Source organism: Lentibacillus kapialis (assembly GCF_014646635.1).
In the GTDB taxonomy this organism is placed as follows: domain Bacteria; phylum Bacillota; class Bacilli; order Bacillales; family Amphibacillaceae; genus Lentibacillus; species Lentibacillus kapialis.
The window spans coordinates 1-15,680 of the sequence record NZ_BMNQ01000070.1 but is presented as its reverse complement, the minus strand read 5'-3'; the positions used below and the strand labels follow the sequence as shown (position 1 = coordinate 15,680).

Genomic DNA, 15,680 nt, shown 5'->3' with positions numbered 1-15,680 from the left:
CTTTGCAATATCTGAAATGCTTGCCTTGGTTCTCCAATGTACCATTTGTTGAAGATCCTTCACCTCAATTTTTTCACCATCTATAATAGCTTCCAGAATACGACGTCCGGATGCACCAAATATTTGGGAAAGAACGGACGTAAGCTTGATATTTGCGTCCTGAAGGATTTTGTGAATACGGTTTTGCTCAGCAGTACGTTGGTTAATAAGTTTTTTCCGATACCGGGTTAGATCGCGTAAATTGCGAATATCTTCCGGTGGCACAAAATTACCTTCAATTAGGCCACTTCGCAGTAGCTTGGCAAGCCATTCAGCATCTTTTACATCCGTTTTTCGTCCGGGAACATTTTTTACGTGCTTTGCATTTGCAAGCACCAGTTGAAACTGACTCTCCAGTATATTCCACACTGGTTTCCAATAAACACCTGTACTTTCCATCACCACATCCGTTACTTGAAAAGACGACAGCCAATCGTTTAATTCAAGTAAGCCATCTGTCGCAGTTGAAAACGACTCAATGGATTTTTTCGGCTTTTTCTCTAAAGGGCCATATAATACACAAGCGACGACAGTTTCCTGATGTACATCTAGGCCTGCACACCTTTTAATCATTGCTTCCATTGGAAAACCACCTCAGAAATAAATTAACAATACACATGACAGTAGGTATAATTTAAAATTTTTGTATACGTGCTTCCGGCACAGTAAATGGTACTTCTATACTGTCACAAACCAGTTTCTTATTCAGGGTATCTTCATCGAAGATCCACCAAAAAGCTTTCGACCTGGTTGTATTGTTAATTACATCATTCACCATATATGAACGAGCTATACTATGGATGGATATCAAATCGTACTGGCAGAAAAAGATGGAACTGTAGCTGATTTTGAATCCAGAATAATTAGGCAATATGAGCAAGAAGCCAGGATAGGACGTGGCGGTATATGGCTTAAACTTGCAGAACAGTATTATGAAGACAAATTACTGCTCAGCAAATATCCTTATCCCGAATACCTTAATATTGCTTATCATGATGCAACACCTCCTGTTGTCAAAGAAATTTTTCGAAACAACACAATAGAGCCATTATATCGCTGGGGGCGTCAGTTTGGTATAACCGGCAATCATCGTGTTCTCTATACGATTCATAATTATCACCGCGTTGTATTGTTGCACTACTTTAATAAACAATATAATGGTGACATTATAACCAGCGATATTGAAAAAGCCGAAAAGGCATATAGAAATTTTTGTCTCGTAGATCCATCGTTTTATCCGTATTGGAAGGAGTGATGAAAATGCAGGATAATTTTAGAAGATGGTTGACCAAAACTATAGGAAAAGATGAAATGAAGCACTTGGAACAACGAGCTACCTTACGCGCTCAAATGATTAAAGGACGTCATGATTGTCAAATGAGCCAACAGGATCTCGCTGACGAAATAAGTGTCGCTAAGTCCACCATTGCGCGAATAGAAGCAGGAAAAATGTCGCCAACGCAACAACGCTACAGAAAATCGCGGATACGCTGCAGATTTCTTTCGTTATTATAGGACAAAAACAAGATGATCAAGACTATACGATTAAACCATAATTATCATTCAATAAGCGAAAAGGCTCGATAATTTCATATGGGCCTTTTCGTATGCTGAAAAATGGCTGGAAAGGCCCATATATGCCACACAATCGCGCACCCGTTTTTTTGAGCCTTCAGGGCATCCTCAAATAGATTCTTCCGTACTAATTTCCATCACATGTCCGCACAAATGGTTTCCCGTGCGGCTTCTTTGACAGCATAGGTTGATTAAGTGATTTAACGGTCATATGCTCTGGCATCCGGGCCCGAATGAAGGCCATCAGGTCGTCCTCTCGACAATACAGTGATTTTTGGATTTTGGGCTGCAGCTGTTGAATAGTTGCTTCAGGTGTTATTATTATAATCCGGATTCTTTTCAAGAGATTGTTTGATTTGCTTAAGCGCTCTCTGATGCATTTGGGAAATACGTTGCGGAGACACATGAAGCTTTCCGGCTATAGCCTGGTTGGGCAAGTTATGAACATATTTGTAGGCCAAAACGGCTTGCTGTTTGTGCGTCAAGCGTTGGAACGAAAATATATTGAAAAAATGATACCGGGTGTGGAAATACACCAGTATCCACTGGAAGAACTGGAAGCAGCAAGAGAATGGCTTCGCAAAGCGTAAGAAAAGAACATACTTATTGTCCCGTCCTGAGTTTAGGCGGGACAATAAGTATATCCCCTTGTCCACCGCCACCACCAAACCAGTAGTCTTTTTTCGACATAATATGACAAAAACCGGGAAGTGACAGGCACCCGAAAACATATAACATTCCAGCATGCCACCCACACTACAACCCGGAATTTTGCAGTGCTTTAGCTATTTCTCTTCTGAAAGCCGAATATCTTGAATATTTGCTGCGATGTGTCTCAACAAAAGCGTGGCCATCCTGTTCACTTCCCCGATCAGCCAGTGTTTCAGCCATCGCAACAAGCACTTTTGCCGCTTTATCATAACTTCCTCGGTACTTATTGCTTACGATGGCATCAATCCTGCGCCCCGTTTCATTTTGGCACCATGTCAAGTAGAATTCTTCCTGTTCGTCTGTCAAACGGACATTGTCTTTAACCCGATTGATGATGTGATGATATTTAGCCATATCGATATCTGGTGTGCCAAAAGACATCCGGGATATGGCATATCGCCACTGATCGTTACGAACATGTGAATAGTCGTCACCCTTGGATAATACATCCATCAAAAAGGTGAGCATAACCGGTTTAGGGTGATCACTGAAGCTCCATCCCAGGGCGCCTTTTCCCTGACACATTTCAAATACTGTCTCATATCTGCCCCCTAAGATAAGCGCATGAATGTAATCCCCTTCATCGATTGCTGCATGCCGCCTGTCTGTGAATCCACGTGTCGCACTTCCCGCGTTCCTTAAGTCGTTCATTCTTTTTTCCGCTTCATCCCTGACGTCATCCAAGCAATTTTCTTCTTCAGCCAACATATACAAATCCAACAAATAGTTCATGGAAGGATTGGAATGAAAACTTTCCCTAAGACCTTTTAATGCCATCCTGTTATCGCGGCGAACATTGCCAATTTCTGTCATCTTTTCGGCAATGTTCGCCCTGACTGTAAAGGTACCCGGAATGTTGTCCAATCCCTCTGTAACAACTTGCAAGATTGATTCACGATCACCTTCCTTTTCCAAAGCTGCAATCCAATCCATATATGCTTCCGGAAACTTGTTCGCGTAACCTCGCGCAAATTCCGCTATGGCCGGGATGCCTCCCTTAAGAAAAACAGCTTCCCGGAGTAACGCATTGACATGGGGAATAGGCTTTTCTTTTAAAAATTCAATCCAGCCTGTCAAAAAATCATGAAAATCCGGTAACGAAGCATCCAATGAATCGTTTATGTCTGTCAGTTTAACGTTTGGTGAGGTTAAATAGCTGAATTCCTTCATGGCTTCATATAACAGATTAACTCTTTCCCCCGATTTGGCATTTATGTAAACCGACCTGAGAAAAAGCGCGACATGTTCTTGAAGATCAATTTCCAGCATATTTTCAATGAACACATCTCCCGGAAGATGCCCTGGCTCCTCTCCCATTTCCAATACGGCAAACAATTTCCTGTACGCTTTTTCTGCAGCCTCATGATGGCTTTCTTTTAGCAGATGTCTGGCCTCAACAAAAAAGTCATCCATTTCCCAGGCCCAGCTTTCATCACCAAAATCGCGCTCCTCCATATAATTGTCATCCCATCCGTACCCGTCAACATAGGCACCATCTTCCACATTACGGGCAAAAACTTCAATGTCATCCATCAGCGCATCGGCATCTGTTTCAGGCATTGCCTCCTGACTGTCCGGTTTCAATTTGTTCAAAAAATCCAGCCGCTTATCCGGAAGTTCTGCAGCTGCCCATTCCATTATCAGATGTCGGAGTTCCTCTTCTGAACAATAAGCCAGTCGCTGCCGCACATCATTCATAAATGCCTTATAGCTTAGCTTTTCCATTATATCCACTTCTCCTTTCTATCTTTCAAATCTATCAAAAGCCCCTCCGATTTACGAGATGTTTTTCCGTTTAAATTTTCACTAATGTCACAATTAGTCTACCAAAAATCTGAATATTGATGTATCATAAAATGAGATAAATTAAATAGAAAGGGGAAATCTCTATGGCCCAATTAGGTACAAAAGAGCGTCCTGTCATTATTAAAACCAATTCGGAAAGTAAAATTGAAAAGATGACCGCAGTCTGTGACTTCTATGATTTAACGTATATTGTTGGAATTGAAATAGATGAAGATCTGACCGATTTGAAAAAAGCAGTAAAAAACAAGCTCGAACCAGCTGACCCGTATAGTGAATGCACTTGTGGCAGCGGCAAAAAATACAAATTTTGCTGTAAACAAAAGATGAAGAACTTTGACATCAATCGTTTCATAGAAGATTTTGAAGTATGATAAGAGAAGTTATTTTATCCAATCCGATATGCCAAAAACAACGAAAAGTTTCAGGACACAAAGGTTCGTATGTCAGTTCAAGCAAGTGGCTCTTAGTGGTATAATCCATACATGCAATAGTCACATTTTTCTCAAGGGGGGGTCGGCGCATTAAATTCAGGGGGGGGAATAGAAGGCCGACCAGTTTTAGAAAAACCCTGACACTTGTTAACGTTTCGTTTTCACCAATCTGATCGGTTTTTTATTTTTCATTCTTTCATCCACTGATGCTTTTAAAACACCAGACTTTGTTACGTTTTTTTCTAATTCTTTTGCATTTACGTAAAGCATTTTTGTTACATCGTACAGTCGTTCATCATCAATATTTGACATAAATTGTAAAACAAGATTTTTTGTCTGTTCAGGATACAGAAAAGGAGAAACATGTTTCACTTTATTGGCAATCAGGAGTGATAATTCCGCCGTTTTAAGGCGGTAATCTGTTCCACCATGAGATAGATACTCGGTTTGTTTTTCCAACCTTTTATAATAATCTTCAAAGTTTAAAAACTCTGTGTTTTTCATCATGATGGTCACCTCCCTCATTATCATTTATACCTACACTTTATTATATACCCTTTTCGAGAAAAATGTTATCTAATTGATGTATATTTATGTCTGGGTCATTTATGTTAAGTGTATGCGGTTTGTTGTATTCATCAATCAACTTGGTTAACTCTTTCTTATTACATGTTAACAATAAATCAGTATCTATTAAATCATTCAAATCTTTTTGTCTCTTTGAAAAAATTTTACAACATGCAAGTACTTCAAGTGAAGGGACAAAAACACTAATATTAGTAAAACCTTGATCTCCCAGTTTCAATAAATTGTCTTTAGAAGTTAAATCCTCGATTGGTGGAACTTCCATTACACCACCAACAGTTTGGATATTCGCTTCTCGTAATCCTTCTAAAAATACATCCATGTTTTGGGCAGCTATAATTTCTACATCAATATCATTTGTCGGACGAAATTCAACATCATGCAATGCTAAATCCTATGCCGTTAAACTCGGGAACGACAGACAGGCACAACCGAAAAAGCAGGAAATAAACAAATGGTATCGAATTTTGATAAAAGAGGAATGTTTCATATAGAGAGGTGACTGTTATCAAAAAGTATATCATTCATCATGATTCTGATAACAAAGAAATACATCGTTTGTCGATATTCAGTCGCTTTTTAGGCGTACATTTCACACGATTAATAGACGGTAGAGTACTGGTAGGTCCGAACGCTGTATTAAGTTTTAAAAGAGAGGGTTACAAAAAAGGTAATTTTCTATGGAAGGATACTTTGGAAACGCTGACATTCTCTGGTTTTTGGAAAATAGCCGGTAAAAATATGTACGAAGGTGCTAAGGAAATATATCGTTCTTACAATAAAAGCAGTTTTGTAAGAGATGTGCAACGTTTTATCCCAGATATTAAAACGGATGATCTAGTTCCGGCAGAATCGGGTGTACGCGCCCAAGCGCTTGATAGTAATGGTGATTTATTGGATGATTTTGCAATCATTAAGAACAAGCATGCCATCCATGTACTAAATGCTCCCTCTCCTGCAGCAACCGCCTCAATCGAAATTGGCGACATCATTGTGAATTATATTAACGACTATTGAATCGAACGGAGGGATAACTAAGTGGATAATAAAGAACACAACCACACAAAAAATTTACTGGAAATGGCAGAGGATATAAAGAATAGACATGTATCTGTCTTAAATGTAGTAAAGGAATTATTTGAAAAAATTGAAACAGTTGATAAAAAGCTTAATTCATTTATAACTGTGAATACAAATGCCCTGGAAACAGCTAAAAAAATGGATGAAGAGCTAGCAGCGGGAACAATTAGAGGGCCTCTTCACGGAGTGCCGATTGGATTGAAAGATATTATTGAAACAAAAGGGATTAAAACGACCATGGGGTCAGACATTTATAAAGATTATATACCAGAAAAAAATTCTACCGTTGTCAAAAAATTAGAAGAAGCTGGCGCCATCATTATCGGCAAGTTGAATACCCACCAATTTGCCTACGGACCGACAGGAGACAGATCCTATTTCGGCCCCGCAAGAAATCCCTATAATACTGATAAAATGACTGGTGGTTCAAGCAGCGGCTCTGGAGCAGCAGTTTCAGCCGGATTGTGTTACGGAGCACTTGGAACAGACACAGGAGGATCAGTTCGAATTCCTTCCGCATTTTGTGGCATCGTCGGTATGAAACCAACTTATGGAACCATCAGTAAACAGGGAGTATACCCGCTATCCTGGCATCTTGATCACGTTGGACCTATGACACGAAGAATTAAAGACAATGCTTACTTATTAAATGTGCTGTCAGGATATGATAATCAAGATTTGGATGCCGTTCCGCGGGAGCAAGAAGACTTCTCTAGATTTATAGGTGAAGATGTAAATGACTTTTCGATAGGGGTTCCAAAACAGTTTTATTTTGAGGGCTTAGACAAAGAGATTGAAAAGGTTATGGACAGCACAATAGACAAATATAGGGAATTAGGTGTAAACGTAAAGTCTGTTGAATTACCTGATATGGAAACTATCACAAAAGCTCATAAAGTCATTCTAAGAAATGATGCATTTGCTGTGCATGAAGAGAATCTTAATAACTTTCCCAATGCTTGGGATGATGAGTTAAAAGAACGTTTATACACAGCCTTGGAAGATAAAGGACATGATTACGCCCGCGCCATAAGGGTTCGCAAACTATCTAAAGTAATATTTAATCAAGCTTTAGAAAATGTAGATGCTATCCTGACGCCAACAATGTCAATTATGCCACCAAAAATTAACGGTCGTTATCTTAATGGGGAAATGAATGATAATAACCATATTCGCTGGACAATCACTAAACTCACCTCTCCAACTGACCTTAATGGCTTTCCGAGTTTGACAATGCCATGTGGCTTTTCCACTGATGGCATGCCAATAGGTGCGCAGTTAATTGGAAAAGAGTTCAACGAGGCAAAAATATATCAATTGGGATATGCTTTGGAACAGGCACTAAACTTATGAAACCGGGAACCGCTGATCCAGCCAATACTTCATCACGACAGGCACCCACTTTCGATGTTTCATTTCGCATTCAGGGTGAAATACTATATAAAAAGATGAACATGAAAGGATGAGTTGATGCTTGACATAAAAGGTGGAAAAAAGGGTGAAATTTTGGAGGTGACAACGGAGGGGACAGCGACACAGGATGACTTACAAAAATTCGAGGGGGCTTTAAAGGCCAAAAAGCTTCAAGAGGAACCTCTCAACATTTTGTTTATTTTCAAAAACATTGATGGCAACACGCCAAAGGCAATGTTGAAAGGCTGGAAAATTGTTACCCACCTGAAGAGCATAAAGAAAAGCGCTATTGTCGCAGATGAAACGTTTGTGGGCCTTAACGAAAATATTGAAAAAATGATACCGGGTGTAGAAATACACCAATATCCACTGGAAGAACTGGAAGCAGCAAGAGAATGGCTTCGCAGAGGATAAGAAAAGAATATACGCATTGTCCCGTCCTGATTTTAGGTAGGACAATGCGTATATCCCCCTGTACACCGCCACCACCAAACCAGTAATCTTTTTTCGACATAACATGACAAAAACCGGGAAGTGACAGGCACCCACCAAACCACAGGCACCCACCAAACCTCCGTCACATAACACTCTCATCTTCTGAAGTGTTTCCACTACCACTACTGGTTTCAGTAATTTTAGTTATACCGAGGCCGGTGTAGCCCAGGATGATTGCAAAAATAAAACCTATATAACATAGAATAGCCCATGGAGCATAGCTTAAAGTCGGAACTCCGAGTGTACCTGCCATGAATACACCTGCAGAGGACCACGGAATGATGGGTACAACAACCGTACCGGAGTCCTCCAAGGTTCGGGAGAGATTTTTGGCATGTAAATTGTTTTTCCTATAAGAATCTTTATAAATTTCCCCGGGTACAATGATAGAAAGATAAGAATTCCCAGTAACAAGTGCCATCGTGATACAGGAGAGCACGGTTGCCAGTATGAAGTCGCCTGTTCGCTTGACGATTTTCATAAGATTTTGAATGATAATCTCCAGAGAACCGGATTTCGTTATAATGCCTGCAAAAACAAAGGCACTAAAAGCAATTAGAACCACACCTGTCATGGACTGCATGCCACCTTGATTCACAAGCCTGGTCACTTCGCCAGCAACACTGCCGGTATCAAAGCCTGCACGGTTGACCATGGATACATCAAATCCGGAAACAGCAGAGGCAAAAATATCAACCAAGCTAAAGCCTTGGATAAATTTGGCCAATACAGCAGCCACTATTGAGGACAGAATAATGGTTGGCAATGTCGGCTTTTTGCGAATCGAGCTATACAAAATAATGGCCGGGGGAAGCAGCAGTAAAATACCCCAATCGAACATTTCAGTGAGTGTCTGTAACATCACATTCATCGTCTCAGGTGTGGAGATGTTATCGCCGGACAAATTAAAGCCGACAAATAAATAAACGATAATGCTTACAATAGCTGCGGGAATAGTCGTCCAAAGCATGTGCCGGATATGTTCGTACAACTCGCTGCCGGCTGCAACGGGCGCAAGGTTGGTCGTATCCGAAAGTGGTGACAGTTTATCCCCAAAGTAGGCACCCGCTACGATAGCTCCTGCCGTCGCTGGTAAGCTGGCACCAAGTCCAGTTGCAATCCCCATTAACGCAACGCCGACCGTTCCTGCTGATCCCCACGAGGTCCCCGTCACAATGGATATAATCGCCGATACAACAAAGGCAATCAGCACGATAAAGGAAGGTTCGATCATTTTCAATCCATAATAGATCATCATAGGAATGGTCCCGGAAATCATCCAGGTTCCGATCAGAATTCCGATAGATATCAGAATTAGGATGGCCGGCATGGCTTGTTTAATTTTTTCCTGGATCCCTTCCATCATGTCGTCCCATGTTAATCCCAGGCGAAGGGCAATTATTCCGGCATAAACAGAAGCCAAAATCAGTAAAGGTTCAGGTTCAAAGCCATATACGCCGTAACCAATGGCTAACAAAAACAGCATGACAACAATCGGTGAAAATGCTTCAAATAAGTTCGGCTGTCTTTTCATCGTTTTTCCTCCCGTTTTTGAAAAATGTGGCTGCTTAACTTTCAAATGTGCCTTTTACGAGCAGTTGCTGATCATTCATCATGTGACGCCCTTTAGCAAACACATGCTGAATCGATAGTGCTTCTTTATCCAGAATGAGAACATCTGCATCAGTTGCTTCCTGAATTCTGCCTTTTTTCGAAAGCTTTAATGCCGTTGCTGTATTGGTTGTCACGAGCCGCAAAACGTCCTCCAATGGCAATCCCTGTTCCTTCACAGCTTCAGCTACCTGCTGATACAACGTTCGCGTACTTGCAACACCAAATCCGGCCAAATTGCCGTATTTATCAAATTGAGGTAAACTGCCATTTCCATCCGATGATAGGGTCAATTGCGACATGTCACCGCCGTTTTCTTTGTAGTATGTGATCCATTCGCCGGTGTCGCCGGCCGCAGTAATGTCAACGTACGCTCCTTTGTGGGCGAGTGCCATGGCATCTTCAAACAATCCCCGGCTGCGACTAATGTGCGTTACATAAAGCTGGGAAGCGGGAATCTCGTAATCGGCTAACAACTGATGCAGAAGGGATAAGTATTCTTTCCCGGGACCGGTGTGAAAATGAGTGATCCCCGCCTTCCCACTTAACATCCCACCGACGCGGGTATCACCGACTAACTTGGCTAATTCATGCAATGAAGGCTGACCGGACCTCGAATCAGATAGTGCTATTTCACCAGTGCCGATAACCTTATCGATCAGAATGACGTCATCTTTCACATGTGCTGTAATCGTCGGCGTCGGGACCCCATAATTTCCGGTGTAGATATAGGTGGTCATCCCTTCCTCTTCCAGCCCCCTGGCTTTGGCTAACAGAGACGTCACATGCCGGGTCGTACCGTCCGTACCTAAAAGACCAACAACGGTCGTAATGCCCGATTTGATCATGTCGCTAAGCTGAATTTCCGGTGTGCGCGTTGCAAAACCGCCTTCTCCTCCACCGCCCGTCAAGTGAACATGCGGATCAATAAAACCCGGAACAACAATGGCCCCTTCTGCATCGATAACGTCACAATCGACCCCCATATTTAAGACAGCTTGCTCATTGATTTCTCCTATCTTGGCGATTTTTTGATCGACGAGTAAAATCGACGTTTTCCCCAGTGGCTCAGGTGCATAGACCTCGCCGTTTTTGATCATGGTAATCATGTTGTTAATAACCTCCAATTAATGAACATTAGTTATATTGAGAAAATTTAACTTAAAATGTCCACATCAATTTTCTTGTAAAATGACATGCAAAAATTATGCCATGTTTCCATGTCCATTATCAAGGTGTATGTAAAATAAATCATCATATTTAGGGCGTTATTTAGGTTATTGACCACCCTAAATAACGCCCTAAATATTACAGTCGTTCCAAAATGTGTCTACCTTGCCGGGTAATTTTGGTGCCTTGTTTTTTTATCCCAATCTGAATGCAGGCGCAGCGCTTCAAGGTGTCAAGCTTTGTACGCAACTGACCTTCTGAAATGGGGGTTGTCATCATAGATTTGAGTGTATGACGCCCAATGCCTCTATCCGTGTTTTGGTTCAGCACCAAGCATTGTAAAATCTCTTTGAACACGGGTTTATCGCCGGTGTTTTCCAATAAGTTTACAATCCTGTTCAATTCCGCACTGCTGACGTTTTCTTCCTTAATATAGCCAGGGAGGTCATCCAGCGTTGGGCCGGGTCCATCGACAATGACTGAAAGATATGTAATGAGACCTTCTAACTCCCTGACATTGCCTGGCCAATGATAGGCCGACAGTGTTTCAATCACGTCAGGAGGAAACGTCATCTGTATGCGTTTTTGTTCTAAAAAATAATCGATTAACGCCGAAATATCTTCTGTCCGGTCCCGTAACGGTGGAATTTCCAGTGGCAATTGGTTCAAACGGTAAAACAAATCCTCACGAAATGTTCCCTCTGTGATCATATGCTCCAGATTTTTGTTCGTAGCAGCAATGACGCGTACATTTGTGGGTACAATCGTGTTTCCACCCACACGCATCACCTCTTTTTCCTGCAGCACCCGCAGAATCGCAGCCTGAATATTCAACGGGGCATCGCCAATCTCATCCAGAAAAATAGTTCCGTTTTGCGCCAACTCAAACAACCCGGGTTTACCACCTCGTATGGCACCTGTAAAGGCACCTTCTGCATAGCCGAACAGTTCACTCTCAGCAAGGGATTGCGTGATCCCTGCAAAGTTCACAGCCACAAAAGGGCCGCGACACCTGAACGAATGCTCATGAATGGCTTGCGCAAAAATTTCTTTTCCGGTTCCGCTTTCCCCCTTAATAAATACTGTATACGCGCTACGGGCCAATTTTTTTGCTGTTTGCCTTGTCTGAGCCATCAGGTTGCTATCTCCGGCGTTATCAGCAAACGTATACTTCGTCGTCAGGCCGGCTTCTGTCTTTTTCCTGCGAATTTCCTGCTCCAGCTGCTGCACATGGGTAACATCCTGGAACGTTACAATGATACCGGAAAATGTCCCGTTCAATCGGAGCGGATTCATCTTCGTGACTAAATGCAGCCCCTGCACCTTGAACGTTTGCCGGGGTACGGATTCCTCTGCTTGTATGGCCTGTTTAATCGGGAAAGCACTCACCACTTCGGTCCAGGATTCACCCAATGCCGCTTGAGCATCGATCCCTAAGATTGCGCTGGCCTCCTGGTTGAAAAGCGTGATTTCTCCTTCCTGGTTAACAAAAATAACCCCTTCCTGCACTGCATCCAATATAGCCTCCAAATAAGTATTCATATCGTGTTCATTTTGCGAAGCCGTGACGAGTTCACGTCCAATCCGGACAAAATTCCGCACATAATCCATGGTCATGTGATTAGCTTGATGGAGCGTTTGGCCAAGGACTTTTGCTATTTCGAACAATGTGCTTAAATCCAAACTCCGATTGCCTAAATCAATCACACGGTCCATATTTTCCGGAACTAAATCGACCAAACCATGCGTAATCGCTACATCAATGTCATTCATGTCCGGCAGTTCTATCATATCAGGAGAGTAAGGAGTGAAGCGCAAATAATCGAATCCCAACCGTTCCAGCATCGCAATCGATTCATAGGCGACATCCATGGCATTGCTGACCAGTAGACAACGCGTCCCCTCAGACAATTCAAACAGCATCTCCAGCCTGTTAAAATCAATGGATCGATTCGCAATTAAAAGAGGCGCCGTTACCTCAGACGTCTCCACAATATCCTCGTGGAGATTGTCCGTCCCCGATGATAAAATCAAATCCAGACCCCCAAGATCAACCGGTGGAAAGTGATTGCTGCGCAACTGAATATAACTCCCAAAAATGTCTCTAATGTTATCGCGAAACGTGTTATAAAGTCCGATTTCTTTTGTCAAAATGAGAATAACAGGACGTTTCATCCGCGTTCACTCCAAATCCGTTGAATATAGAAAGTTCTTATGAAATCTTCAATCGCTATTTAAGAAAAAATCACCTAAAAGTGCGTGTCAAAAAGGAGGATAAAAAGGACCAAGAAGTTCGAGACGGCGCAGTTTCGAGCAGCGGAATGTATACCTTTAGATACATGAGCATAAGTAATGCTTCCATGAATCTGCATCGCACGTAGGAAAAGTGGTGTTCTTTTCCAAGGAGCGGAGAAACAAGCCAACGAAGAAATTCGAAGTATCATTTTTACCGGACTTTTTGAACAACCTCTAATAAAAAGTTTATTAATGGTTATACATTAGTAAAGGCAGAAGAATAACACAACCATTTAGTACATTCTTCCCAGAACAGGCAGACATCAGAAAAAAACCACTTAATACAAGTAATGAATCAGTGGTTTTTAACCCTATATCTTTGTTCATATAATTCACTTATCGTTCTTGCTCGAGTTTTTTTGGTGTTGCTTTTATATACAGGAATGCTTTTTATTGAATTTGTCGGCACTCTTAAACAGAGCTGCTTTGAATGATCATTAAATATTATCCCGGTATCTGATGGTCATCCGCTGTGTCTTCATCTCCTCTGCTTGCTCATTCAATTTTGCTACTGTTTTATTGATTTGCTGGTTCACATCCTCTATTAAATCCAGATTTTGACGCTTTAATTTTTTCGTTTCGTCCAGCATCGAATCAATGATTTTCCCTTTTTGATCCTCGTTAACAATAATGGAATCAACGCGCTTGAAAAAATCCATATCACATTCATTAATCTTCTCAGTATGTCGTTTAAGAATTCCTTTCTTACCGGAAAAATCCTCACTATCCAACAGCTGTTCAGTTACCGTAATAGAATGATCATTTCCTTGCAATTTAAGAACCCTCCATCGCCACATCAAATAAGGCTGCAATATTTTCTTCCTCGTCAAACAAATTCTCAATGGCCGATCGATAGTTTTCGAGATAAGTATGGCCTTTTTCCACACTTTCATTTAAAAGGCTAATCTTGTCATCAATATTAGACTGATTGAACGGAAAAAATTCTTCATGAACGTTGATGCCTGTGATCGACTTATCCAATCTGGCAAAATAGACATGTTTTCTGAGAAGGTGGGTATACGTGTCGGGGCTTGATTCTATTTCATAGATTTTAGTCATAACCTTTTTTTGTTCCGCCTTGTAGCATTGCATGATTTCCCGGTCAATGGCAGCCTCCAGCCGTTTAATCTCTGTCGCTTTATCTTCCAATAACCCCCTTCCTTCTTCATACATGCGCAGAGTGGCTGATATATTGACCTGGATTTCCTCTTTTCCTTTGGTTGCCGTGAGAACCATATCTGTACCCAAGTAGGATTTATTCCCTTTATTCATCGATTCCAATATACCTGTGATATCATGACCGCTGCCAATTGTCTGCAAAAGGGTACGAAATTCCTCAGTGTTTAGTTTATCAAGACTTTCCTGGATTTCCTCAACGCGATTCTTGATGTTCAAGTATGTACCGAGATCCCCACCAAACTGTGAAGACAAATTGTGCATATCGCGAATGTCCACCAATCTTGAAATGGATTCCTGCACCCCGTCCAATTCCGATTGAATAGTCGTTAGTTCGGTGACAATCAGCTGCTTCTGATCAACACTAATATATCCGGCATCAACAAACCGCTGGAAAATCACATCAGCATTTGTCGTGACCGTTCTGATTTGTGATTGGAGTCGGGGTAGTTTATCATTTACGTCCCCGATCATCTCATCAATTTCAGACTGATTTGTAGTGTATACCCCTGCCGCACTCCAAACCCCATCAATTTGATTGACCAGCTCCATGTCCACACCTAATATTTCCTGTATTGCAGCATCCGTTCCACCACGATTGGAGGCAGTCGTATATTGGATAGCAAGCTCCTGTAGATCTTTCACAGCATCATCCGGAATACCCTCCATGATGGAACGGAGGCCTGGATAATCTGTATTCGTGTCTACCATTTCCACATCCCCAAGCGTGAAAAACCCGCGTACACCACTCACCGCATAAAGCGGGTCATCTTCAGAAATGATTTGGTGGATGTTTTGGGATTTGTCTTTGTAGAAGTTTTTTGCGAATTCTTCAATCTGTTTAGGACTAATGTCGTAAATTAAAGCAGGATTTGAAATCGGGATATTGAATCTTTCTCTTACAGCCTTTCTAAATTCTTTATCCGCATAAAATAATTGATAATAATTTGTTTGAGCACCATTTACACTATAGATTTTATCAAAGGTGTCATATGTCAAATATGCAGTTGTATTATTATTATGTGCCAACGAATGGGAGAGTCCTATTACTTCCAAATTCTCACTGTTATCAATCTTATTGACAACTTCTTCTGTAAAAATAAACGAGGACTTGGCCTGTGTATAATCCTTTCCTGCAAACATAGATTTCAGGTTATAATCCCAATCGATGACGTAAAATAGTTTGTGTAGATTCTTTGAGACAAAAAAAGAGGTAGGGTATCCTCAAAATTGGACAGAAAAAAAGAGAGGAGAAACCCTACCATGTCTCAAAGTATATCGAAAGATAGCTTT

17 protein-coding genes are annotated in these 15,680 nt (G+C 41.4%); 7 read left to right on the top strand and 10 right to left on the bottom strand.

The genetic code is table 11. The features are described from left to right. Positions 1-621, bottom strand: a 621-nt coding sequence (locus IEW67_RS16135) for an IS110 family RNA-guided transposase (protein WP_188634103.1), incomplete at its 3' end; no start/stop codon positions are given. A 214-nt stretch (positions 622-835) separates the two neighbouring features. Here IEW67_RS16135 and IEW67_RS16130 point away from each other — a divergent pair. Both IEW67_RS16130 and IEW67_RS16125 read left to right on the top strand, forming a co-directional pair. Beyond that, the gene (locus IEW67_RS16130; RefSeq protein WP_188634102.1) at positions 836-1,294 is read left to right on the top strand and encodes a hypothetical protein; all 459 of its coding nucleotides are present in this window, start codon (positions 836-838) and stop codon (positions 1,292-1,294) included. A gap of 5 nt (positions 1,295-1,299) precedes the next feature. Beyond that, on the top strand, positions 1,300-1,554 hold the full coding sequence (locus IEW67_RS16125; RefSeq protein ID WP_188634101.1) for a helix-turn-helix domain-containing protein: 255 nt from the start codon (positions 1,300-1,302) through the stop codon (positions 1,552-1,554). A gap of 368 nt (positions 1,555-1,922) precedes the next feature. On the opposite strand, the gene IEW67_RS18510 is transcribed toward IEW67_RS16125, so the two are convergent. Beyond that, positions 1,923-2,051 (bottom strand): hypothetical protein, encoded by a 129-nt coding sequence (locus IEW67_RS18510; protein ID WP_373288576.1) that lies wholly within the window; start codon positions 2,049-2,051, stop codon positions 1,923-1,925. 3 nt (positions 2,052-2,054) lie between these two features. Between IEW67_RS18510 and IEW67_RS16115 the strand changes: the two genes are divergently transcribed. Further along, entirely contained in the window at positions 2,055-2,204 is a 150-nt protein-coding gene (locus IEW67_RS16115) for a hypothetical protein (protein WP_188634099.1), read from the top strand. Positions 2,205-2,370: 166 nt separating this feature from the next. On the opposite strand, the gene IEW67_RS16110 is transcribed toward IEW67_RS16115, so the two are convergent. After that, complete coding sequence (locus tag IEW67_RS16110) at positions 2,371-4,050, bottom strand: hypothetical protein (RefSeq protein ID WP_188634098.1); 1,680 nt, start codon at positions 4,048-4,050, stop codon at positions 2,371-2,373. Between the two features lie 164 nt (positions 4,051-4,214). Here IEW67_RS16110 and IEW67_RS16105 point away from each other — a divergent pair, with 164 nt between their 5' ends. Continuing rightward, entirely contained in the window at positions 4,215-4,502 is a 288-nt protein-coding gene (locus tag IEW67_RS16105; protein WP_188634097.1) for a DNA-binding protein, read from the top strand. Between the two features lie 207 nt (positions 4,503-4,709). Here IEW67_RS16105 and IEW67_RS16100 read toward each other — a convergent pair whose 3' ends face one another. Continuing rightward, positions 4,710-5,069, bottom strand: a complete 360-nt coding sequence (locus IEW67_RS16100; protein ID WP_188634096.1) for a hypothetical protein — start codon at positions 5,067-5,069, stop codon at positions 4,710-4,712. Positions 5,070-5,109: 40 nt separating this feature from the next. After that, a complete protein-coding gene (locus tag IEW67_RS16095) occupies positions 5,110-5,532 on the bottom strand; it encodes a DUF6036 family nucleotidyltransferase (RefSeq protein WP_188634095.1) in 423 nt (140 codons plus the stop codon). Between the two features lie 113 nt (positions 5,533-5,645). Between IEW67_RS16095 and IEW67_RS16090 the strand changes: the two genes are divergently transcribed. From IEW67_RS16090 to IEW67_RS16080, 3 genes are all read left to right on the top strand, one after another. After that, on the top strand, positions 5,646-6,164 hold the full coding sequence (locus IEW67_RS16090; RefSeq protein WP_188634094.1) for an FAD dependent oxidoreductase family protein: 519 nt from the start codon (positions 5,646-5,648) through the stop codon (positions 6,162-6,164). Between the two features lie 21 nt (positions 6,165-6,185). Next, complete coding sequence (locus IEW67_RS16085; RefSeq protein WP_229671901.1) at positions 6,186-7,580, top strand: amidase; 1,395 nt, start codon at positions 6,186-6,188, stop codon at positions 7,578-7,580. Between the two features lie 117 nt (positions 7,581-7,697). Then, positions 7,698-8,054, top strand: coding sequence for a SpoIIAA family protein (locus IEW67_RS16080; RefSeq protein WP_188634093.1), 357 nt, complete (start codon positions 7,698-7,700; stop codon positions 8,052-8,054). A 163-nt stretch (positions 8,055-8,217) separates the two neighbouring features. Here IEW67_RS16080 and nhaC read toward each other — a convergent pair whose 3' ends face one another. From nhaC to IEW67_RS16055, 5 genes are all read right to left on the bottom strand, one after another. After that, complete coding sequence (nhaC, locus tag IEW67_RS16075; protein WP_188634092.1) at positions 8,218-9,669, bottom strand: Na+/H+ antiporter NhaC; 1,452 nt, start codon at positions 9,667-9,669, stop codon at positions 8,218-8,220. Positions 9,670-9,703: 34 nt separating this feature from the next. After that, positions 9,704-10,855 carry a beta-aspartyl-peptidase gene (iadA, locus tag IEW67_RS16070; protein ID WP_188634091.1) on the bottom strand — a complete coding sequence of 384 codons (1,152 nt, stop codon included), beginning with the start codon at positions 10,853-10,855 and terminating at the stop codon, positions 9,704-9,706. Positions 10,856-11,054: 199 nt separating this feature from the next. Then, entirely contained in the window at positions 11,055-13,091 is a 2,037-nt protein-coding gene (locus IEW67_RS16065) for a sigma-54 interaction domain-containing protein (protein WP_188634090.1), read from the bottom strand. 557 nt (positions 13,092-13,648) lie between these two features. Next, entirely contained in the window at positions 13,649-13,984 is a 336-nt protein-coding gene (locus IEW67_RS16060) for a coiled-coil domain-containing protein (protein ID WP_188634089.1), read from the bottom strand. A 1-nt stretch (position 13,985) separates the two neighbouring features. Then, positions 13,986-15,557, bottom strand: a complete 1,572-nt coding sequence (locus tag IEW67_RS16055; protein WP_308430746.1) for a DUF6792 domain-containing protein — start codon at positions 15,555-15,557, stop codon at positions 13,986-13,988. Positions 15,558-15,680 lie beyond the last annotated feature (123 nt).